Origin of the sequence: Vibrio ishigakensis (assembly GCF_024347675.1) — a bacterium.
Classification (GTDB): Bacteria; Pseudomonadota; Gammaproteobacteria; order Enterobacterales; family Vibrionaceae; genus Vibrio; species Vibrio ishigakensis.
In genome coordinates, this window is sequence record NZ_AP024881.1 from 1,641,652 (window position 1) to 1,660,477 (window position 18,826).

Below are 18,826 nucleotides of genomic sequence, written 5' to 3' on the forward strand. Positions count from 1 at the left end.
AATTACCACATCAAAACGAAGCAATATAAATGCTCACCTTGATACAAAAATATTAACTATCTTTTATAGGAATCTAAATATGAAAAAACTAACTGCTATCTCATCTGTACTTCTTACTGCTCTTGTTTCAGCACCAAGCCTTGCAAATGATCTAGATGTTGATTGGTTCGCAGGTGTGGGTACAGGTTATCAAATTGACGATGTAACAGGTGCAAATGACATGAATGGTGAAGATGTAGCGTTTGAACTGCGTGGCGGCGCAATCTTGAACGACCATCACCGTGTTATGGGTACTTACGGCTACATGGATAAGCTAGAGCAGCACTCTTTCCTAGCTTCATATGACTACCTATTGCCTGTGTACGAGAATGTTAACCTATTCGCTGGTGTTTCTATGGGTGTTGCAGACAGTGAGATCGCGAGTGAGAGTTCTACAGACTTCGTTTGGGGTGGCCAAGTAGGTGCTATGTACCAGTTCAACGAATCATGGTCGGCTGAGCTTTCATACCAGTATCTTGACCAAGACTACGAGGAGAACAACACGAAGCTAGAGAACACTCAACAGATCATGGTTTCAGTGGACTACCACTTCTAAACCAAACCAAACCAAAAATACGATTACGACAGCGGGCAATTGCCCGCTCGTTTTTTTATATAATTCATGTGTTTAATCCAACAACTCTGCATCATAACCTAATGGCTTCTATAGTTTAGTAATATCAACAACTAGCCATTACGATTCAGTCTCTTCACGCATCCAGACTGCATCGATTCAGGAGTAATGCATGGCAGGGTTTCTGCGCTTCATTTTTATCTCCGCGCTCAGTTTATTCAGTCTAATCTGCTGGGCTGAACAAGTTAGCCTTACAACCAAAGGTTTATTTACCCAACAAGAACTGGCTTGGATAGAGAAGCATCCAAACATTCGCGTGAGTAACTCTACTGACCTGCCGCCTCTTGCTTTTAAACAAGATGGTCAAGTGGTGGGCTACTCTATCGATTACATCGACTTGCTGAGTGAAATAACGGGCTTAACCTTTATATTTGAGTATCAAGAGGATTGGTCTGAGCAGCTGCAACAAGCCGAGGAGCGCCAGCTTGATATGTTGCAATTAGTGCGTGAGCGCAAAAGCATTGATCGCTATATGGATTTCACCCAGCCTTATCTATCCGGCAGTTCTGCTGTTCTTTATGGTAGGGACGGCCAGCCCAGAGTTAGCTCTATTGGTCGTATAAAAGATAAGCCCATCGCCGTGCGAAGAGACTTCTTAGAACAGCGATATCTAAGCACCCACTACCCTAACCTAGACCTAATAATCGTCAACTCTACAGGCGAGGGATTAAATGCGGTTTTAGGAGGCGAAGCAGAGTATTTTATTTGTAGTGCTAACACCTGTGAAACCTATATCTATCAAAACTTTCTATCCAACCTAGAGATTGTCGGCAGTCTGGGTATTCCAGAGCTAGAGAAACAAAACCAAGCTCGGTTTGCGACTAGAAGTGACTGGCCAGAGCTTAATAGCATCATCAACAAGGCCATTGATGCGATTACTGAAGAACAGAGGCAAATCTTAGCCGATAAATGGCTAGATAAGAATAATCGGCAGAAGTTACTCGTCGAGTCCCTAACCGATGAGGAGCGAGCTTGGATTGAAAGCCACACGCGAATCGCGTTTAGCTTGCCCCTCAAACTGCCGCCGTTCGCTTATGTGGTCGATGACGAGCCAAAAGGTATTGCCGATGACTTCGTACGCCGGTTCGAAAAAGAATATGGGATAGAAGCCCACTTCATTCCATACACTAGCTGGAAACAAATTGTTGACGCAGTTCAATCGGGCGAGATTGATTTTGTTCCTGGTATGAACATAACCGAGGAGCGTAAGCAAAGCCTACTGTTTACCGAGCCCTTCATTGAGATGCCAGCTGCCATCTATACAAAAGCTGGTAGAGCTATCTACAGTACTTTAGACCGAGCATCCGGCAAGAAAATAGGCTTAGCAAAAGGCAGTGCTTGGGTTGCGCCGATTAAGCGTGACTTCCCAGAACTGCTCGTGGTTGAATTTGCCAAACTAGATGACGCATTGGTCGCACTATCCAACGAAGAGATTGACCTTACGGTTGTGAACAGATTCGTAGCCAAACATCACATAGCCACGTTGGGGCTCGATGATCTTGTTCACTCTGGCACTACCTCATATCGTCAAGCAACGGCGATTGCGGTTCACCCTTCCAAGCCCGAATTGGTGAGTCTATTTAACAAGGTCATCGCTTCGGTCGATGAGTCCCAAATGACTCTGATTCTGGAGAAATGGAACAACCTACAAATCATTGAGAAAAACCCTTGGCAGGTTTATATCGTATGGGCTGCCGCCTTTGTATTTGGCATTATTTTTATAATCTTGTTGTTCAATTATCTAAATAGAAAGAAGAGCATTAAAGTCATAAAGAAAGTAACTCAAAGGCTATCAAACGCACAAAGGGTGGCAAAACTGGGCAGTTGGGATGTCAGCAGCGACGGCACCATTACCTCCCTATCTGTTGAAGCTGCCCATATACTGGGCGTTGCCGAAACCAAATCTATGCGGCGTATCGACTATGTGCAAATGATCTACGATGAGGATAGAAAAAACTATCTAAGAAAACTCGATGATGCAATCGAAACAGGGCTTCTGAACGTTGAGTATCGCATCACTGTCGATAATCAGCTCAAATGGGTTAAAGAGGTCTCTGAGTTAAAGTTTGATAATCACAACAAGTTCGTCTCAGCGAGCACAACGATTCAGGACATCAGCGAATTTAAGATACAACAAGAAAAGCTCATCGAGAGCCAAGACGAACTGCGTATGCTGACCTCCAAGCTTTTGAGTGTCCAAGAGGAAGAGCGCAAACGAGTCGCAAGAGATCTGCATGATGACCTTAGCCAGCGCTTAGCCGTGGTAGCCATAGACCTTGGAGCGGTCCAAATGTCGGTTGAGTCTGAGACGTTGGGGGAACAACTGAAGAACATCAAACACTCACTTGGCAAGATTGCCGAGGACACCCATAGTCTATCACGCAGACTCCATCCCTCCATTCTTGATGATCTGGGTTTGATTGATGCTCTTCGCTCAGAAATAGAGAGCTTTCAGCTAAGAGAAAAGATCAAGGTCGAATTCCTATATACCTCAAAAGAAATGCACCTAGCTAAAGATGTGGCATTAGTGCTATTTCGAATCGTACAAGAGAGCCTTAGAAACATAGCTAAGTACTCGGAAGCTAATAAAGCTCAAGTCTCTTTTAACCTCGTCAAAGGAACGATTGTTCTGCAAATAAAAGATGATGGAATGGGATTTGATGTAGCCGAGGCGAAGCGCTCTCCAGGACTCGGCATTCAAAGTATGATGGAGCGCGCCAAGCTTATAAATGGAGAACTTCACATACACTCAGAAAAAAACAAAGGCACAACCATAGAGCTGAGCTTTTCTGTTCCAAACATGCAAGATGAAGAAGCAGATATGTGAACGAAGAAGTTAAAAAAAGCCCCAACCGAAGTCGGGGCAAAGTGGCTTTTAAAGAGAATATACGTAGTAGATCTGAGCCTTCATTCGAATAATAATGCCGCGAATAACATCTAAAAATGACAGCAAGTGATTTGGTTTATCGCCGCTAACCCAGGCTAAGCCTACCGCACCGACTGGGATATCGTAGCCCTCAGGTTCTTCGAGCTTCAGTCGCACAAAGTGAAACTTGTTATTCACGTTCTTCAGCGTAGTTTGAGACACTGACTCTTCGCGCCCCATGCTTCCCGCTTGCGCTTCGCCTGTTGCCTCTACTATGCCTTGCACCTCGGCCGAAAACACCTTGCCCGGATAGACTGGAGAAACAAACTCAGCGCTCTGCCCTACTTTCACGTTTCGAATCGCTTGGTGGTTTACACGCATCAATACGTACTTTTCATTGGTGTACATCTGCATGCGAGAAAGGATGCCCACATATTGGCCTTCGCGGAGAATAAAGTTAGTCACATACCCATCGGCTGGTGCGTATACTTTGGTCTGCTCCAGATCCCAGATCGCTTTCGCATGTTTTTCCTCACTCGAACGCAGAGCGACTTCGGTATCAATTACCTTGAGCTGAGAACGCTCAACATCTACGGCCGCTTTTTTCACACCCACTTCACTCGCCATCACTTTATTCTCTAGTGAGATAATCTTATTACGAGCCATAGACACCTTTGTTCTTTGCTCATCAATCACACTTTGTGGAACCGTATGTCTCGCCTTAGCATTTTGCTCTACATAACGCTTAAGGGTTTTGGCTTGATACCTGTGGTCATCAATCGCGGACTGAAGTTCACTCTTGGCAATCTGTAGGTTTATCTGCTTGGTCTTGTAATTCATTTGATACATCTGAATATCTTCTAATGCCATCCAGTTAGCAACCTGAGCCGCCTCCATCTGTGTTTGCGTTTGATGAACCTGAATTTCATACACTTCAGAGTCTAACTCGTAAACTAGCTGGCCTTTTTTAACTTCACTATTAGGCTCAATGTAGACCTTATGAACCTTACCCTTAATCTGAGTGTTACCTGGCCTCAACTGGATATGTGGTGATTGGACAACAGAGCCACCAGACAGGTCCATAGGGGTATAGTTAATCAAACCAATCCAAACAAAGCCTAACCACAATCCGCCGCCAATATAGGCAAAAAGCTTAAATGGCTTGTTCCAAGGAATACCCAACAGGCGCAAGATATAGATAAACAGCGCCCAAATCGCTAAACCTTCTAACATGATTCTTCCTCCACACTGGTTTCTCCATATCGCCATAGATCGCGCAGGCGAACGATAGAACTTTCGATATCTGCGAAGGCAACGATAATGGCGATGACCCATACCCAGTGCCAAATAAAGCCAATCCAGGTGAGTATAGTGACGAGCCCTAGCTGTCGATGACCACTCTGTTGAGCTTTATGGATAGGAAGTTCATGCAGTTTCCAAAAGGCGACAACGGCGGCAACAATAGAACCGACCAGCACTATAGTGGCCACGGCATGTAGCCCTATGTCTGCACCGGTTCCCACAAAGGGAGTACTGATTAAACTCATAATTCCTCCTACCTCTTAATTAACTTTGATAGCGAAATTATAAAAGTGGAGATTGCCTAAATGGACTCGTAAAAGTACCAGTCAATTAAGGTTTATTTACCAGTGAGAGACTCTTGTACAAGTGGAACGGGGAATTGTGATGCGAATCTAGTTGGAAACACATTCAAAAAAATAGACCCCATCAATGGAGCCTAAATTAACCTTTCACTGTGTTGAGGCTCTCCCTAAAATCGTTCCTCGTACATGGTTAAACCTCGATTCTGTCCAAAGAACTTTAACTCTGGTAGTTGGCCTATCACTGCGTGATTAAAACTGAGCATAGACCCACCGAGCAGAATAAATTTTAGCCTCAAGAAAGCGATCATCTGATCTGGAGTAGTCTCAGCAAAATCTAAGAACAGCAAATACGTTAAGATCAACATAGCAACAGAATTTACGAAAAGGTTCCCACCCAAAGAGCGGTTCATTACTAGTGCGTTCAGCCCTTCTATAAGATGATCAAAAGCGATCATGAGAATTAATACCACGACCAAAAACGAAGTTAATCGAACAAAAAGATGCGATGGTTCAAGGGACAGCAATGGAGTGACAGTGGCTAAAGAGCAAACCAGTAATAAAGTACTTCCGAGGCCTATTTGTAATCTGAGAGTAGATGAATTTAACCCAAACATTGAACTAAAGCCTAAAGCCGTAGCTAATAGCATAATCAGCGAAATGCCTAGGATGTGGTCGTCGACTTGCAGAACAAACAAGGTACTACCCAGCAAAACAAAAACTCCACCTAAACGCTTTAAAGCGGGCTTGTCCGTTACTGTCTTCAATCCAAACATAGCCAATTCCATAATATAAGAAACCTAAGAGCCCTTATATTAACGCCCTTTATTATTTATTTAGACTGGGGGATTTACTAGTTATAAGTAGTACATTTTCTAGCTAGTAAATATATCAGCAACGTCTCGTATATTAACGAGTAAAAGATATATAAGAATCCAATTAACATCACCTCATGGATTTTATTTCGTGAGATTTAAATATGTTTGGTTATAAGTCAATTAGTGCGCAACTATTGTTGCCTATTGTTTTATTAACATCAAATGTCGTTTATGCACAGGTACAGTCAACACCATTGCGCACATACGCCTCCTCTCCTATTCAATCGCTTACCTCAGCAATGCAACTTCGCAGTGCATTCAAGCATCAAAAAGCAGAGGTATTCGCCACAGCAAGCATGGCGAGTGTTTGGGGACAAAGCGATGAATTTCAACTAGATTACTATCAAAACCATGCTTTCCTTGGGTTCCAACTCCAGCCCACAGAGAGGCTTTCTGCCGAGTTTATGTATCAGTATTCTTGGGCTGCTGATAATGGTCTAGATTCTTTTATCGCAGATTTTCACGATGCGTTTGGAATTGGTCACAATGGCCGAGAGTTAGTTGGTGAAAACCAATTTAATATAAGAAGTCGGTCTTATAATTATAATAATACTGATTTTAAAGGCGAAACCATGGCGAACGCCTTGCATGCATATTTTCAATATCAATTAATTGAAAATGCTCATCATGGATTAGCATTAGGTGCCACTCTATATTTTAATGATGTGAATAATTCTCCTTTTGAACGTTCTAGCTTTGAACAAGCAATCCAACTTAACTACTCCTATAGAAATAAAAATCACACATTATTCTCAAGCTTGGGTTATTCCTTTCACGATGACAGTGAAGCTATCTTTGGCTCACTACTTAATGACTCAACTCTCGCCTTCTCTGCTGGTTACGCCTATCGCATATTCGACAATCATGAACTGATAGCTCAGTACCATATCTACGAGGGCGCCCTTGATGACGACAGCGCTTTCTCTGATCCGTCACAAGAGGTCGTTTTGGGTTATCGCTACACCTATAACGACTGGATGGCTCTCGAAGTATCCGCAACAGAAAACGTTGGCAATATGGATAACTCTACGGACATTCACTTCACCGGCGGCCTTAGATTCTACATCGACTGAAACTCCGATTAGGAGGGGCTCAACTTTGCGCACGACAAGCTCTATTACTTAAACTTATGCCCGCATGCAGGAGACCAAGATGCAAATTAACACTTACAACCTAGAGCTAGCATCAGAGTTACGCTCGTTGATCGAAGAAGAACATATGTATCTCTACCGATTTAATATTTTCATTCTTCTTTTGCAGTGCGACATCGAAAAGCTTCAAACCACGAAACGCTGCTACCAAGTGAGCCTGACTCTCTATCTCGAAAAAAAGACCTACACCGTAGTAAGCCAAGATAGAGAGTTGACAAACGCGATTGAAGAGGCGTTTGTGCAATTGCAAAATAAGCTGTTCAGGCACGAAACTAAGCTAACGTTGGGCTATGTAAAACAAAAACTTGGGCAAATAAAGATGGTTCTTAACTCGCCTATTACTACCTCATAGACGTTAGAAAGCCCACAAGACTGTGGGCTCATTAAGGTTACCGAAAAGAGCAGCTAAACTAGCCCATTTTTTATGGCAAAGGGAACCAGTTCACTGGCATTTTTAAGCTTAAGGATCTCTACCATCTTATATTTGTGAAACTCAACGGTGCGACTCGACACATTCAAGATGTTGGCAATTTCTTTAGCTGAATGACTCTCAGCAAGTAACTGCAGAACTTGCTGTTGCCTAGGAGTAAGCAAACTTAAAGGATCCTCTGCTTGCCCATGATTGTTCCTATATGCCTCCATTATCTCTGCCGCTAATGTGGCGGTGATAAAGGTCTTGTTCATCAATACGGTTTTAATCGCATTGAGCAGCTCATCTGATGCCGAGTGCTTTAACAAGTATCCCTTAACCCCAACATCCAAAGCCCTCATTGCGTACTTTACTTCAGGGTGCATAGTGAGAAGAATTATCTTGCAGTCCTTGTCTGTAGCCAATATTTTCTCAGCGGCATTGATACCATTCATTATTGGCATTGAGATATCTGACACTATTACATCTGGCTTCAGTTCTTTCGCCTTCTGCACTAATGCCATACCATCTTCAACTAGACCTACCACGTCATACTCGTTGGCAAGCAAGTTCTTGATACCCTCTGCTACCAAAACATGGTCATCCGCCAACAACACGGTTTTCTTATTCAAAGCGATCCCCACTAATTACTTCTAAGACTTAAAAAGTGTTGACCGAATACCATATAAATCAAGTTTTCAGAACAAATACGTTGTTTCTCCATAAATTCCAAAATCTGTTGGAATATCAGATGAGTACTGTCATCTAACACACCAAATGTTGAAACATAACTCTGGGTAACTTGACACAAAAACGATTGAAGATGTCATTTGCCCAAGTTAATGAAACCTCTTCAAATGCAGAGGCAATTAATTGCGAGAAATAACTGACATCTGTCCAGGACTAATACAAATGTCACTTTGATTGTATCTTTCTAGTTTATGAGCCCAGATATTCGCTTTGATGGCGACTCTGGCTAGAAACCTTTTGGGTACCGAGTCTTTGGTTATTACTCTTTGTAGGTTTCTTGTTGGATGTCCCATAACTTGCGATAAAAGCCATTTTTCATCAGAAGGTCATCGTGCGTCCCTTGCTCAACCACTTGACCTTGACTCAATACTACAATGTTGTCGGCATCAACTATGGTAGAGAGGCGATGAGCAATCACTAGGCTAGTATGCTGACTTGCAAGTTGATCCATCGCTTCTAAAATTGATTTTTCTGAGCGACTATCTAGGCTTGAGGTCGCTTCATCAAACAGCATTATTGGTGCCTGCTTGAGTATGGCGCGAGCGATAGCAATGCGCTGCTTTTCACCACCAGAGAGTTTTAAACCGCGCTCACCAACCGTGGTTTGATAACCATCTGGCAAACTCTCAATAAAGGTTTTCAGGTGAGCCATCTCTATAGCTTGATAGATTTCATCTTCGCTGGCATCTGGACGACCGTAGCTAACATTATTGAATATGGTGTCGTTAAATAGCACTGTATCTTGGGGAACAATGGCTATCTCTTGGCGAAGCGATTCTTGGGTCACGCTCGAAATAGATTGTCCGTCTAATCGAATGTCACCCGAGTCGATGTCATAAAATCGAAAAAGCAGTTTTACCAAGGTCGATTTACCCGCACCGCTGTCGCCCACAACAGCGACCTTTTTACCTGCGGGAACGGTAAAGCTAACCCCTTTCAATATGGGTCTTTTGTCATCATACGCAAAGGTAACCTTGTCAAACTCAATGCTTCCTGAAGATAGGTTAAGCTTGGTGCTGTTGCCCTTGTTGACCACTTTAGGCGGCGTATCGAGCAGTTCAAACATACGATCAATGTTGGCCAAAGACCCACGAATTTCACGATAGACAAATCCTAGGAAGTTAAGCGGAATAAACATCTGCATCATAAAGGTGTTGATCAGCACGAAGTCACCCAAGCTCATTTCTCCTGAATGTACGTTGAACGCTGCAAGCATCATCATCGCAGTCATTCCGGCAGAAATAATAAAAGCTTGCCCACCGTTTAACGCAAACAACGACAGACGGTTACTTCGACGTGCCTGCTCCCACTTGTGCAGTGCCTCGTCATATCGGTTCGCTTCAAACTGCTCGTTGTTGAAATACTTAACGGTTTCATAGTTAAGTAAGCTGTCGATTGCTTTAGTGTTGGAGTTAGAATCAGCGAGAGCGGCTTCTTTGACATACTTGGTGCGCTTTTCCGTGGCAACCACAGAAAATGCCACATAGAGAGCGATGGCAATCAGGGTAATCAAGGCAAACCAAGGACCGTAGGCGGTAAAGAAGATAATGATCACCGCGGCTATTTCTAAAAACGTGGGGACGATATTGAACACCATAAAACGCATCAAGAAACTGATGCCAGAGGTACCGCGGTCTATGTCTCTAGATAGACCGCCGGTTCGCCTCTCCAAGTGAAAGTCCAAGTCGAGTTTGTGCAGGTGTTGAAACACCTCCAGCCCCAAGCGGCGCATGGCTCTCTCAGTGACGCGACCAAACAGGGTATCTCGTATCTCTCCCAGTAAGGTATTAATCAACCGCACGACGCCATAAGACAGCACTAACGCCACGGGCACTGCAATAGCTTGGGTTGTCGCTGAATCCAAATCATCAACAATGTGTTTAAGGATGAAGGGCAAACCAATATTAGCCGCTTTAGCCAATACCAGACAAAAAAGCGCAATCGCGACACGCGCTTTGAACTCAAGCAGGTAAGGAGTGAGTTGAGAAAACACACGCCAGTTAATAGGGGTGTCAGGGCGATCTAGAATCCGTGAAGCTCGCATAATTTCCTTATTACGACGTACTCGTGAACTGAAAAAGGGAATACAATCTTATTTGAATGAGTGACTAGCAATGTTACGCCTCATTCGTTTGCTAGAGTATTGTTTTTACGCCAAAAAAACCTTGTAAGCGGCGTGAATTTTTTCAAGATATAACCCAAACTCTAGGACGTAAACATGAAAACCGCTTGCCCATTAGTAGGAGAAACATTATGAAAACGCTGCATCTTGCAATGATCACTGCAACTGCCCTTTTTACTTTGACTGCCTGCGAGTCAATGTCTACGACCAGTAATATGGACGGCAAAGATATGGATGCAAAACAAGAGATGAGCGATAACATCGAGCAACAGGAAATTGGTTCATTGATGGGGCATCCATTGCGCACTTACACCAGCGGCTCAATGCTTACCATGGATCACAACCCTGATCGCGTAAACATCGAAGTCGACTCAGAAGGGAAAATCGTCAAAATTTGGAAAGGTTAAGATAGGGGTTGCTGTTCAGATAGCTAAAAAAGGAGTTCGCAATGAACTCCTTTCTATATTCTGCACCACAAAAGCCTGATGGCTTATGTTGGGGCCTTTTCGGTTAGAAACCTTCTAACACTATCTTACCGCGAGCCTGCATCTTCTCGATTAGTGCATGCGCACGCTTAAGGTTTTCAGCATTGATGGTGCCGAAGTGCTCTCCCAATGTGGTCTTAAGCTCACCAGAGTCAATCATGCTAGCTACTTTGTTCAGAATCTCATGTTGCTGCGCCATATCTTCGGTCTCGAACATAGAGCGGGTGTACATAAACTCCCAATGTACTGATACGCTCTTGCGCTTAAACGGCATGATGTCGAAAGACTTAGGGTCATCAATCAAACCAAACTTACCCTGAGGCTTAATCACTTTATACACCTCTGGCATGTGCTGTTCAGTATTGTTTAGGCTCACCACGTAATCAATACAATCTTCTAGACCAAGCTGCTCACTTAATGATTGGTTGTGATCAATGATCTGATCCGCGCCAAGCTCTTTAAGCCAATCAACGGACGCTGGACGTGACGCTGTCGCAATCACCTTAAGCTTGGTTAGCTTCTTAGCCAGCTGAACCATGATAGAGCCAACACCACCAGCGGCGCCGATGATAAGGATAGATTTCTCACCTTCAACCTGAAGACGGTCAAACAGCATCTCCCATGCGGTCAATGTCGTCAGCGGAAGCGCTGCCGCTTGTGCAGAGCTAACCGATACTGGCGCCTTGCTAACAATACGCTCATCAACAAGCTGGAACTCAGCATTACTACCCTGGCGAGTCAGGTCGCCTGCATACCAAACCTTGTCACCCACCTGGAACAGGGAAACGTCTTCGCCCACTTGCTCTACGGTGCCAACGGCATCCCAACCTACAATTTTATAACCACTTTCTGGGGCAACATTGCCGCGAATCTTAGTATCCACTGGGTTTACTGAAATAGACTCCACCTTAACCAAGATATCCTTGCCTGAGGCAATAGGCATATCCAATTCGATATCTAGAAGTGAGTTAGGGTCTTCGATTGGTAGATTCGCTTCATATCCAACAGCTTTCATTGTTTTTCTCCACGGGTTACAACTGCTCTAAATCTGGGTACTATTCTAATTAACACGAATTGGTTGAAAAACCTCTCATTAGTCAAAACACTTATTACAAATATTTGAAAATGAAGTCTCTGCATGACATTAAGGTCTTTCTGGAAACGGCAAAGCTGGGCAGTTTGTCCGCGGCCGCTAGAAGTTTAGACCAAACCCCAGCCGCCATAAGCCGAACTATTCAAAGATTAGAATCGGAATTGGGTGCACCACTGTTTATCCGCTCGACAAGAAAGTTGCGCCTCTCACCTCAAGGGGAGAAATTTCTCCCTAGGTGTCAGCAAGCCATGAGTATCTTTGAGCAAGGGGTGAGTGAGCTAAGAGAAGATGAGTTCGAACTCTCTGGCACCATCAGCCTCTCCATGCCTTCAGATACAGGGCGAGGTGTGCTGGCTCCACTGATAGACAGATTTATAGAACTCCACCCAAAAGTTAGCGTGCATCTTCACCTATCTGATGGTTATGCGGATCTGTATAAGCAGAATGTCGACCTTGCGATACGCATAGGTAAGCCGGAAGATTCGTCCATGGTTGCCCTGCCCCTTTTGAAGCACAACTACCGCGCTCTAGTGGCCTCAAAAAGCTACCTCGACACTCATCCGAAAATAGCATCGCCTGAGGATCTTCAGCAGCACAATTGTCTTTGTTTCACTCTGCACGATAAGTGGCATAACCGCTGGCAGTTCACCCACCAAGAATCTAAACAGCAACAGCTAATCCAAGTGACTGGCAACCGAAAATCCAGCGATGGTGCATTGGTGCGACAGTGGGCGATAGACGGATTTGGGGTAGCGTATAAGTCACTGCTAGATGCACACCAAGACCTAGAAACAGGAAAGCTCATTCAGGTTTGTGAAGAGTGGCAGGGAGAGCATGCGCCTTTGTATATGGTGTTCACCGACAGGATTCAGTACAACGCCATATTCAAAGCACTTAAGGTATTTTTAGAACAGGAGTTAGAGCGCTTCTATCCAAATAAATAGCAAAGAAAAAGGGCTCAACTGAGCCCTTTCATCGATTATGCGTTTTTCGCTTCAAACTCACGCATGAACTGAATCAACGCTTCAACACCCTCTTCAGGCATAGCGTTGTAGATAGACGCTCGCATACCGCCTACTGCGCGGTGACCTTTAAGAGCCTTTAGACCCGCCGCTTCTGCCTGCTCTAGGAACAGACCATCAAGCTCTGGTTTCGCCAACTGGAACGGTACGTTCATCAAAGAGCGGTTGTCCGCATGCACATCATTCTTATAAAAGTCTGACTCATCGATAGCCGAATAAAGTGCAGCAGCCTTACGACGGTTACGCTTTTCAATCTCTTCCACGCCACCGATAGATTTCAGCCACTTAAACACTAGACCAGATAGGTACCAAGCGTACGTTGGTGGCGTGTTATACATAGAATCTTTCTCAGCTAGCTCTTTATAGCTAAGAGTGCTTGGCAGGTATTGGCTCGCCAAACCAAGAAGATCATCACGAACGATAGCGATGGTGATGCCCGCAGGCCCCACGTTCTTCTGCGCGCCCGCATAGATAACACCGAATTTGCTCACATCAATCTTACGAGAAAGAATGGTTGAAGACATATCCGCTACGATAGGAAGGTCTGTCTCAGGCAGGTCGTTGATCTCAACGCCATCGATGGTTTCGTTCGGGCAGTAGTGAACGAAGGCCGCTTCTGGGTCGATTTGCCATTCAGATGCTGGCAGAACCGCATGTTTGCCATCGCGCTCAGTAACAGCGTTGAATGCCTGGACATCACAATACTTCTTCGCTTCAGTTACTGCGCTCGCAGCCCAATAACCAGCGTCGATGTAGCTTGCCTTGGTTTTATCACCAAGTAGGTTCATAGGGATTGCAGAGAACTGCGCACGCGCACCGCCCTGGCAGAATAGAACCTTGTAGTTATCAGGAATGGACAATAGATCGCGCAGGTCTTGCTCCGCTTGGTCTGCTACCGCAATGAATTCTTTACTTCGGTGGCTGATTTCCATTACCGAACGGCCTAGGCCATTCCAATCAACAAACTCTTTTTGAGCTAATTCCATTACCGCTTTCGGTAGCCCGGCTGGGCCTGCACTAAAGTTATAGACTGCGTCCATTTGTTCCCAATTCTCCTGAAAATTTTTAGCAAGGCTTTTGACTATAACCCAGCTCGAAACAAGATATAAGTCACTTTTATAACAAACATAAAAAACGGCCCGAAAGGACCGTTTTACGTGGATTTTACGACACCGCGTAGGCTTACTGAGGCTTAGGCATCAGCATAGGCATCATCAGCGCCATCATAGGCACCTCTTTACCATTGGCAAAGGCTACCTTACCGTCATGCAGCTTAAGGTTTACTTCGTAGCCTTTGTCAGTTTGTGTGGCAATTTCCATGATCAGCAGCTCATCTAGGTTTTGCTGAATGTATGGATACGCCAGAACCAAATCGCTAGAAACAAACGCATTCATATTGCCCTGCATCTGCTCAAGTAGCTTGAAGAAGTCTTGAGTTGAGTTTTCTTCGTTTTCTGGAAGGCGAATGTCCCAGCTTGAATCGAAGTGCCCCATATCCACATCTACACTGAATTTCTTAAGCGATAGATGGAAGCCTTTCTGAAGCAGTGCGTCTACCTGAGGTAGCGCCTTCACTGTATCTTCGTCAGTCCACATCGGGCTCTGCTTATACATATCGCTAAGCGCTAGGAATGCATCCTTATCAAAGCCGCCAGCGGTAAATTGTAGGTCTAGGTTTTGCGCCTCACCATCCACATTGCTGAACTCATCCAGAGTCAGTTGATAATCGCCTTGGAGAGTATTGGTCGTCTTATCTTCACCTGTTTCTAGCTGGTATTTCATGCCATTCATTTCAACAATAGCCACGCGCTCCGGGTCACTTACCAAGAAGCCGTCTAGGCCAAGGGTCTGCTGCCCTAGCCACATGCTCTGCTCAAAAGAGCCAACACCTGCACTAGATAGACCATTGAAAGACATGACGGTACCGTTGGTATAATCAAGCTCTAGCCTTGCCATTGAGAAATCATAATCCAACTTGCCCAATACCGAGATTGAGCCTTTCAGGCTGGATTCACCGATAGAAATAGACTCTACTTCATCATCTTGGAAGGTAAACTCTTGCGCTGGCATGTCTGAGTTAAACTCTGTGTTGCCATTTAGCTGAGTAGTAGTGATTAGCTTCAGCTCAGGATAGCCATCGACATGGGTTTCACCGCCCAGGCTAAACATACCGTGCGAAATCTGGTGCTTCAGCTCAAAGCTGTCAGGCAGACCATAGGCATCAAGCTGAGCTTTTGCTTGTGGATCTACCACTGTGATGCGAGTTGTGGCCGTCGAACCAAGATAGCCTCGGTCATACTCCACCAACTCAACATTGAAATCTGTGTTGTTTACATTCTGGATAGCATCAGTCAACACGGTTTGACCAATCTGACCCACAGCCAAAGGCCAAATACCGATGAGTGCTACTGCGCCACCTACCGCGGCAATTGATTTAAGTTGTCGCATATTTAACTTTTCTAGTTTTAGGACCGAGCATGGCTCGTATCTGCAAAGGGTTGTGTATCTGTTTAAGTCGACTCTAATCCAACTCAAAAGCCATTGTACAGAGCCCAGGTTAAAATATTGAGATAAATCAGTATTTTCGACGATATTTTTGAACAGGAGACAGAACTTTAACTACCTCTCATACAATCTTGGTCAAAATTGGTACAGTAATCGAAAAATCTGGGGTAATTATGGCTCACCATTGCATATTGTGTATTGAAAGCGATCCAAAATCCCTGCAGTCGCTGCAATGGGCTTTGAACCCGTTTGCAAAAAAATTCTGTACCCGCTTCGTCAAAGACGAACATCAAGCTCGCGTTGAAATTGCGGATATCAAAGCACAAGGTAAGCACCTGGCTATGATCATCGCCTCTCAATCTGAAACCACACAAGCGGCCGAGCTTTTAGTGGAACTCGAACACTCTCAGGACAAGTGTCGAAAGGTGCTGGTGTGCGATCCTACCCAACTTGCCAGCATACTCACCGCAGTCAACGACGGTCGCCTCGACCACTGCTTTACCAAGCCGTTAGAAATCGATGAAGCGATCAATATCATACGCAAAGAGCTGACCAGCTATATCCTAGATACACCCAAGCTCGACTGGCTGGGCTTCGGTTCTATATTGGATAGCCAACGCATCATCAGGGCGCACATCGACCGCCGCATCCATGACTATCGCCAAGATTTTATCAAGGACTACCACTCCATCAATGACGAAGAGCTTTCGGAAAAGGTGTGCACCGCCCTTGAAGAATTCTTTTCCAAGGGTGACGAAACAAGGGCTATACGCCAATACTCCCCTTCTCACCTGCTTACCCGTGAAGGAGAAAGCAACGAGTTCTTGTGGTTTATTACCCAAGGCGAGGTAGCCCTGTATAAAAAAGATGAGCATGGAAAAAGCCGTGAGGTAATACGTCACGCCAAGGGAGGCATCATCGGCGGTATGTCATTCGTAACCGGGGAAAAGTCCTTCTCTACCGCCATTACCTTAAGCCCGACAAAGGTGATCAAGCTGGGAAAAAAGACCTTTACCGAGGTAATGCACTCCAACAGCTCCCTACTGCCTCTTTTTACTAACTTGTTACTGCGTCATGCCAACAGACGCTTGCAACGCAGCATACATACCAAGATGCGATTACAGCATACCTATGAGTCATTAGCCGCCGCGCAAGCTCAGTTGGTTGAGAATGAGAAGATGGTGGTACTAGGTCAATTAGTTGCCGGAGTAGCCCATGAACTCAATAATCCGGTGGCGGCAATACTGCGAAGCTCTGATACCTTGAAGAGTGAATTTAGCCGCGATACCGAAGCCTTTCACCCACTGAGTAAACAGCTGGGAATCGAGGTGCTAAAGCGAGCTCTGCAGTCCAACCCAATTCCAACCTCAACCTTGCGCAAGGAAGCCAATCAAATTGTCGAATTGGTAGGTGACAAGCAGATGGCTCGCAAGCTGGTTGCAATGGGACTAACCAATAAAATAGAAGAGCTCAGCAGTCAATCCACCTCGCTCGAAGCATTACTTAACGAGCTTGACTACTTCCATACCTGTGGAGCGACCCTAAGGTCCATTAATGTCTGCTCTGAGCGCATAGCCAATATGGTCAAAAGCCTTAAAAGTTACTCCCGTTCCGACGAAGAATCGGTACAAACGGTGGATATTCATGAAGGCCTTGAGGACACCTTGGTCATCTTTGAAAACAAACTCAAGAAGCTCAAACTCACCAAGGATTACCAGCCCCTGCCGATCACTGAGTGTCAGCCTATCGCACTGCAGCAGATATGGACTAACCTCGTCGCTAACGCGATAGATGCTATGCAAGAAAAGGGCGAACTGACTGTCCGTACTGCTCTTAAGGACGACGCTCTGATAGAAGTCAGTTTTGAAGACAACGGCTGCGGAATACCCCTCGAGCTTCAAGCACGAATATTTGATCTTAACTACACCACCAAAACCGAAGGCGACTTTGGTCTGGGCATTGGGCTCTCCGTTTGCCAACAGATCATCCACCGCCATTCGGGCTCGATACGGGTTGAGTCAACCCCAAACATTGGAACCAAAATGATAGTCACCCTGCCCCTAAAGCAGGCAAATAACGAGAATAATTATGGATAAATTACTTCTGCTCTGTGTGGATGATGAAAGAGATGTATTGGATAGCGTAGTGCGAGACCTTGGCCCGTTCACCGCGTTCTGCGAAGTGGAGGCCACAGAATCTGTTGCAGAGGCGCGCGAGGTGATTGAAGAGTACCAAGCAGAATCTGTTCCCTTGGCACTGATATTGTGCGACCACATAATGCCAGAAGAGACAGGTATCCCTTTCCTTATCGAACTCAACCAAAAGAGTGAAACCAAGGCGTGTAAAAAGATACTGCTCACCGGACAGGCAGACCTGAATGATACGGTCGAGGCGGTAAATCATCACTGTCTAGATTTCTTCGTTGCCAAGCCATGGAAAGTGGAAGTGTTGCAACAAACCATCAAGCAGCACCTGACCGATTACGTTATCGAGCAATTTGAGAACCCAATGCAGTGGGCACAGCACCTAGACAGCGCAAAAATTCTACAGGCAATGGCGGACAAACGCATTCAATTTGGTGAATAAATCAACAACTTTTGTTTGATTCCGTGAATTAACCAAAAATTGTCTTTCCTAGGGCTCGGTTTTTGTGGAGCTAAACATTTGCTTCCTTTACTATTGAGCCCTAACCATAAGATTCACCAAAGGTTTTTCAAAGACTATGCGTAAACTAGCTTGTGCTGCTCTAGCTGTTGCAGCCACTTTTTCAGGGACGGCGTTTGCAAATAATCCAAACGTAATGAGCAACTTCAACTACGACTATTTCGACGCTCGTATAGGCATGGCACCATTGACCTTTGGTGCAGGTTTCAGCAAGTCGATTCACCCAAATGCGCACTTCATCGCGACTATCGATTCTGAGTTCGAGAGCGATTTCAACGCGCGTACCGGTCTTGGCTTCCACGCACCAGTGACTAACTGGGCGGATATCACAGGTCAAATGCTGGCTCGTATCGTAGACAAGAAGAACATGGACACTGAACTGGGTATGGAAGTGAACCTAGGTTGGCGTCAATGGCTTGGTCCACAATTCGAGATGGGTGGTAACGTTGGTTACGTGACTATCGACAGCAAAGACGATTGGATCGGTAGCATCTACGGCCGCTTCCACGCAACTGAGCTGTTCTCTCTTGGTCTAGAAGGCAAGATCAACGACTTCTATGGCGATCAGTTCATGCTGACCACGCGCTTCGTATTCTAAAATACGACA

17 protein-coding genes are annotated in these 18,826 nt (G+C 45.1%); 9 read left to right on the forward strand and 8 right to left on the reverse strand.

All coding sequences use genetic code 11. The annotated features are described in order from the left end of the window. Positions 1 to 79 precede the first annotated feature (79 nt). Positions 80 to 595: a porin family protein gene (locus tag Pcarn_RS07405; protein ID WP_261833230.1), complete on the forward strand. Its 516-nt coding sequence runs from the start codon at positions 80 to 82 to the stop codon at positions 593 to 595. A 190-nt stretch (positions 596 to 785) separates the two neighbouring features. Beyond that, a complete protein-coding gene (locus Pcarn_RS07410) occupies positions 786 to 3,500 on the forward strand; it encodes a sensor histidine kinase (protein ID WP_261833231.1) in 2,715 nt (904 codons plus the stop codon). 48 nt (positions 3,501 to 3,548) lie between these two features. Here the strand turns inward: Pcarn_RS07410 and Pcarn_RS07415 are convergent, their stop codons facing one another. From Pcarn_RS07415 to Pcarn_RS07425, 3 genes are all read right to left on the reverse strand, one after another. Continuing rightward, positions 3,549 to 4,772 carry an HlyD family secretion protein gene (locus tag Pcarn_RS07415; protein WP_261833232.1) on the reverse strand — a complete coding sequence of 408 codons (1,224 nt, stop codon included), beginning with the start codon at positions 4,770 to 4,772 and terminating at the stop codon, positions 3,549 to 3,551. After that, entirely contained in the window at positions 4,766 to 5,086 is a 321-nt protein-coding gene (locus Pcarn_RS07420) for an MFS transporter (protein WP_261833233.1), read from the reverse strand. Before Pcarn_RS07420 ends, Pcarn_RS07415 begins: the two co-directional genes overlap by 7 nt. 224 nt (positions 5,087 to 5,310) lie before the next feature. Beyond that, entirely contained in the window at positions 5,311 to 5,916 is a 606-nt protein-coding gene (locus Pcarn_RS07425) for a hypothetical protein (RefSeq protein ID WP_261833234.1), read from the reverse strand. Positions 5,917 to 6,119: 203 nt separating this feature from the next. Here Pcarn_RS07425 and Pcarn_RS07430 point away from each other — a divergent pair, with 203 nt between their 5' ends. Both Pcarn_RS07430 and Pcarn_RS07435 read left to right on the forward strand, forming a co-directional pair. Next, on the forward strand, positions 6,120 to 7,091 hold the full coding sequence (locus tag Pcarn_RS07430) for a DUF3187 family protein (protein WP_261833235.1): 972 nt from the start codon (positions 6,120 to 6,122) through the stop codon (positions 7,089 to 7,091). 79 nt (positions 7,092 to 7,170) lie between these two features. After that, on the forward strand, positions 7,171 to 7,521 hold the full coding sequence (locus tag Pcarn_RS07435) for a hypothetical protein (RefSeq protein WP_261833236.1): 351 nt from the start codon (positions 7,171 to 7,173) through the stop codon (positions 7,519 to 7,521). 53 nt (positions 7,522 to 7,574) lie between these two features. Here Pcarn_RS07435 and Pcarn_RS07440 read toward each other — a convergent pair whose 3' ends face one another. Continuing rightward, on the reverse strand, positions 7,575 to 8,210 hold the full coding sequence (locus Pcarn_RS07440; RefSeq protein ID WP_261833237.1) for a response regulator: 636 nt from the start codon (positions 8,208 to 8,210) through the stop codon (positions 7,575 to 7,577). A 377-nt stretch (positions 8,211 to 8,587) separates the two neighbouring features. Continuing rightward, positions 8,588 to 10,372 carry an ABCB family ABC transporter ATP-binding protein/permease gene (locus tag Pcarn_RS07445; protein WP_261833238.1) on the reverse strand — a complete coding sequence of 595 codons (1,785 nt, stop codon included), beginning with the start codon at positions 10,370 to 10,372 and terminating at the stop codon, positions 8,588 to 8,590. A gap of 209 nt (positions 10,373 to 10,581) precedes the next feature. Here Pcarn_RS07445 and Pcarn_RS07450 point away from each other — a divergent pair, with 209 nt between their 5' ends. Beyond that, on the forward strand, positions 10,582 to 10,857 hold the full coding sequence (locus Pcarn_RS07450) for an I78 family peptidase inhibitor (protein WP_141270625.1): 276 nt from the start codon (positions 10,582 to 10,584) through the stop codon (positions 10,855 to 10,857). A 103-nt stretch (positions 10,858 to 10,960) separates the two neighbouring features. On the opposite strand, the gene Pcarn_RS07455 is transcribed toward Pcarn_RS07450, so the two are convergent. Next, positions 10,961 to 11,950, reverse strand: coding sequence for a zinc-binding alcohol dehydrogenase family protein (locus Pcarn_RS07455; RefSeq protein ID WP_261833239.1), 990 nt, complete (start codon positions 11,948 to 11,950; stop codon positions 10,961 to 10,963). Positions 11,951 to 12,060: 110 nt separating this feature from the next. Between Pcarn_RS07455 and Pcarn_RS07460 the strand changes: the two genes are divergently transcribed. Next, the gene (locus Pcarn_RS07460; RefSeq protein ID WP_261833240.1) at positions 12,061 to 12,972 is read left to right on the forward strand and encodes a LysR family transcriptional regulator; all 912 of its coding nucleotides are present in this window, start codon (positions 12,061 to 12,063) and stop codon (positions 12,970 to 12,972) included. 35 nt (positions 12,973 to 13,007) lie between these two features. On the opposite strand, the gene serC is transcribed toward Pcarn_RS07460, so the two are convergent. After that, positions 13,008 to 14,090, reverse strand: coding sequence for a 3-phosphoserine/phosphohydroxythreonine transaminase (gene serC, locus Pcarn_RS07465; RefSeq protein ID WP_261833241.1), 1,083 nt, complete (start codon positions 14,088 to 14,090; stop codon positions 13,008 to 13,010). Positions 14,091 to 14,232: 142 nt separating this feature from the next. Beyond that, positions 14,233 to 15,498, reverse strand: coding sequence for a YdgA family protein (locus Pcarn_RS07470; protein WP_261833242.1), 1,266 nt, complete (start codon positions 15,496 to 15,498; stop codon positions 14,233 to 14,235). A 230-nt stretch (positions 15,499 to 15,728) separates the two neighbouring features. Here Pcarn_RS07470 and Pcarn_RS07475 point away from each other — a divergent pair, with 230 nt between their 5' ends. The 3 genes from Pcarn_RS07475 to Pcarn_RS07485 all read left to right on the forward strand — a co-directional run bounded on the left by Pcarn_RS07475 (position 15,729) and on the right by Pcarn_RS07485 (position 18,817). Then, positions 15,729 to 17,651, forward strand: coding sequence for an ATP-binding protein (locus Pcarn_RS07475; protein ID WP_261833243.1), 1,923 nt, complete (start codon positions 15,729 to 15,731; stop codon positions 17,649 to 17,651). After that, the gene (locus Pcarn_RS07480; protein WP_261833244.1) at positions 17,644 to 18,141 is read left to right on the forward strand and encodes a response regulator; all 498 of its coding nucleotides are present in this window, start codon (positions 17,644 to 17,646) and stop codon (positions 18,139 to 18,141) included. The genes Pcarn_RS07475 and Pcarn_RS07480 overlap by 8 nt, the downstream gene beginning before the upstream one ends. Positions 18,142 to 18,277: 136 nt before the next feature. Continuing rightward, entirely contained in the window at positions 18,278 to 18,817 is a 540-nt protein-coding gene (locus Pcarn_RS07485) for a hypothetical protein (RefSeq protein WP_261833245.1), read from the forward strand. The last annotated feature ends 9 nt before the right edge of the window (positions 18,818 to 18,826 follow it).

Excerpts from the sequence above, each read along its gene's own strand:
- Pcarn_RS07405 (WP_261833230.1), top strand. The coding sequence starts at position 80 with ATGAAAAAACTAACTGCTATCTCATCTGTACTTCTTACTGCTCTTGTT.
- Pcarn_RS07410 (WP_261833231.1), top strand. The coding sequence starts at position 786 with ATGGCAGGGTTTCTGCGCTTCATTTTTATCTCCGCGCTCAGTTTATTC.
- Pcarn_RS07415 (WP_261833232.1), bottom strand. The coding sequence starts at position 4,772 with ATGTTAGAAGGTTTAGCGATTTGGGCGCTGTTTATCTATATCTTGCGC.
- Pcarn_RS07420 (WP_261833233.1), bottom strand. The coding sequence starts at position 5,086 with ATGAGTTTAATCAGTACTCCCTTTGTGGGAACCGGTGCAGACATAGGG.
- Pcarn_RS07425 (WP_261833234.1), bottom strand. The coding sequence starts at position 5,916 with ATGTTTGGATTGAAGACAGTAACGGACAAGCCCGCTTTAAAGCGTTTA.
- Pcarn_RS07430 (WP_261833235.1), top strand. The coding sequence starts at position 6,120 with ATGTTTGGTTATAAGTCAATTAGTGCGCAACTATTGTTGCCTATTGTT.
- Pcarn_RS07435 (WP_261833236.1), top strand. The coding sequence starts at position 7,171 with ATGCAAATTAACACTTACAACCTAGAGCTAGCATCAGAGTTACGCTCG.
- Pcarn_RS07445 (WP_261833238.1), bottom strand. The coding sequence starts at position 10,372 with ATGCGAGCTTCACGGATTCTAGATCGCCCTGACACCCCTATTAACTGG.
- Pcarn_RS07450 (WP_141270625.1), top strand. The coding sequence starts at position 10,582 with ATGAAAACGCTGCATCTTGCAATGATCACTGCAACTGCCCTTTTTACT.
- Pcarn_RS07455 (WP_261833239.1), bottom strand. The coding sequence starts at position 11,950 with ATGAAAGCTGTTGGATATGAAGCGAATCTACCAATCGAAGACCCTAAC.
- Pcarn_RS07460 (WP_261833240.1), top strand. The coding sequence starts at position 12,061 with ATGAAGTCTCTGCATGACATTAAGGTCTTTCTGGAAACGGCAAAGCTG.
- serC (WP_261833241.1), bottom strand. The coding sequence starts at position 14,090 with ATGGACGCAGTCTATAACTTTAGTGCAGGCCCAGCCGGGCTACCGAAA.
- Pcarn_RS07470 (WP_261833242.1), bottom strand. The coding sequence starts at position 15,498 with ATGCGACAACTTAAATCAATTGCCGCGGTAGGTGGCGCAGTAGCACTC.
- Pcarn_RS07475 (WP_261833243.1), top strand. The coding sequence starts at position 15,729 with ATGGCTCACCATTGCATATTGTGTATTGAAAGCGATCCAAAATCCCTG.
- Pcarn_RS07480 (WP_261833244.1), top strand. The coding sequence starts at position 17,644 with ATGGATAAATTACTTCTGCTCTGTGTGGATGATGAAAGAGATGTATTG.
- Pcarn_RS07485 (WP_261833245.1), top strand. The coding sequence starts at position 18,278 with ATGCGTAAACTAGCTTGTGCTGCTCTAGCTGTTGCAGCCACTTTTTCA.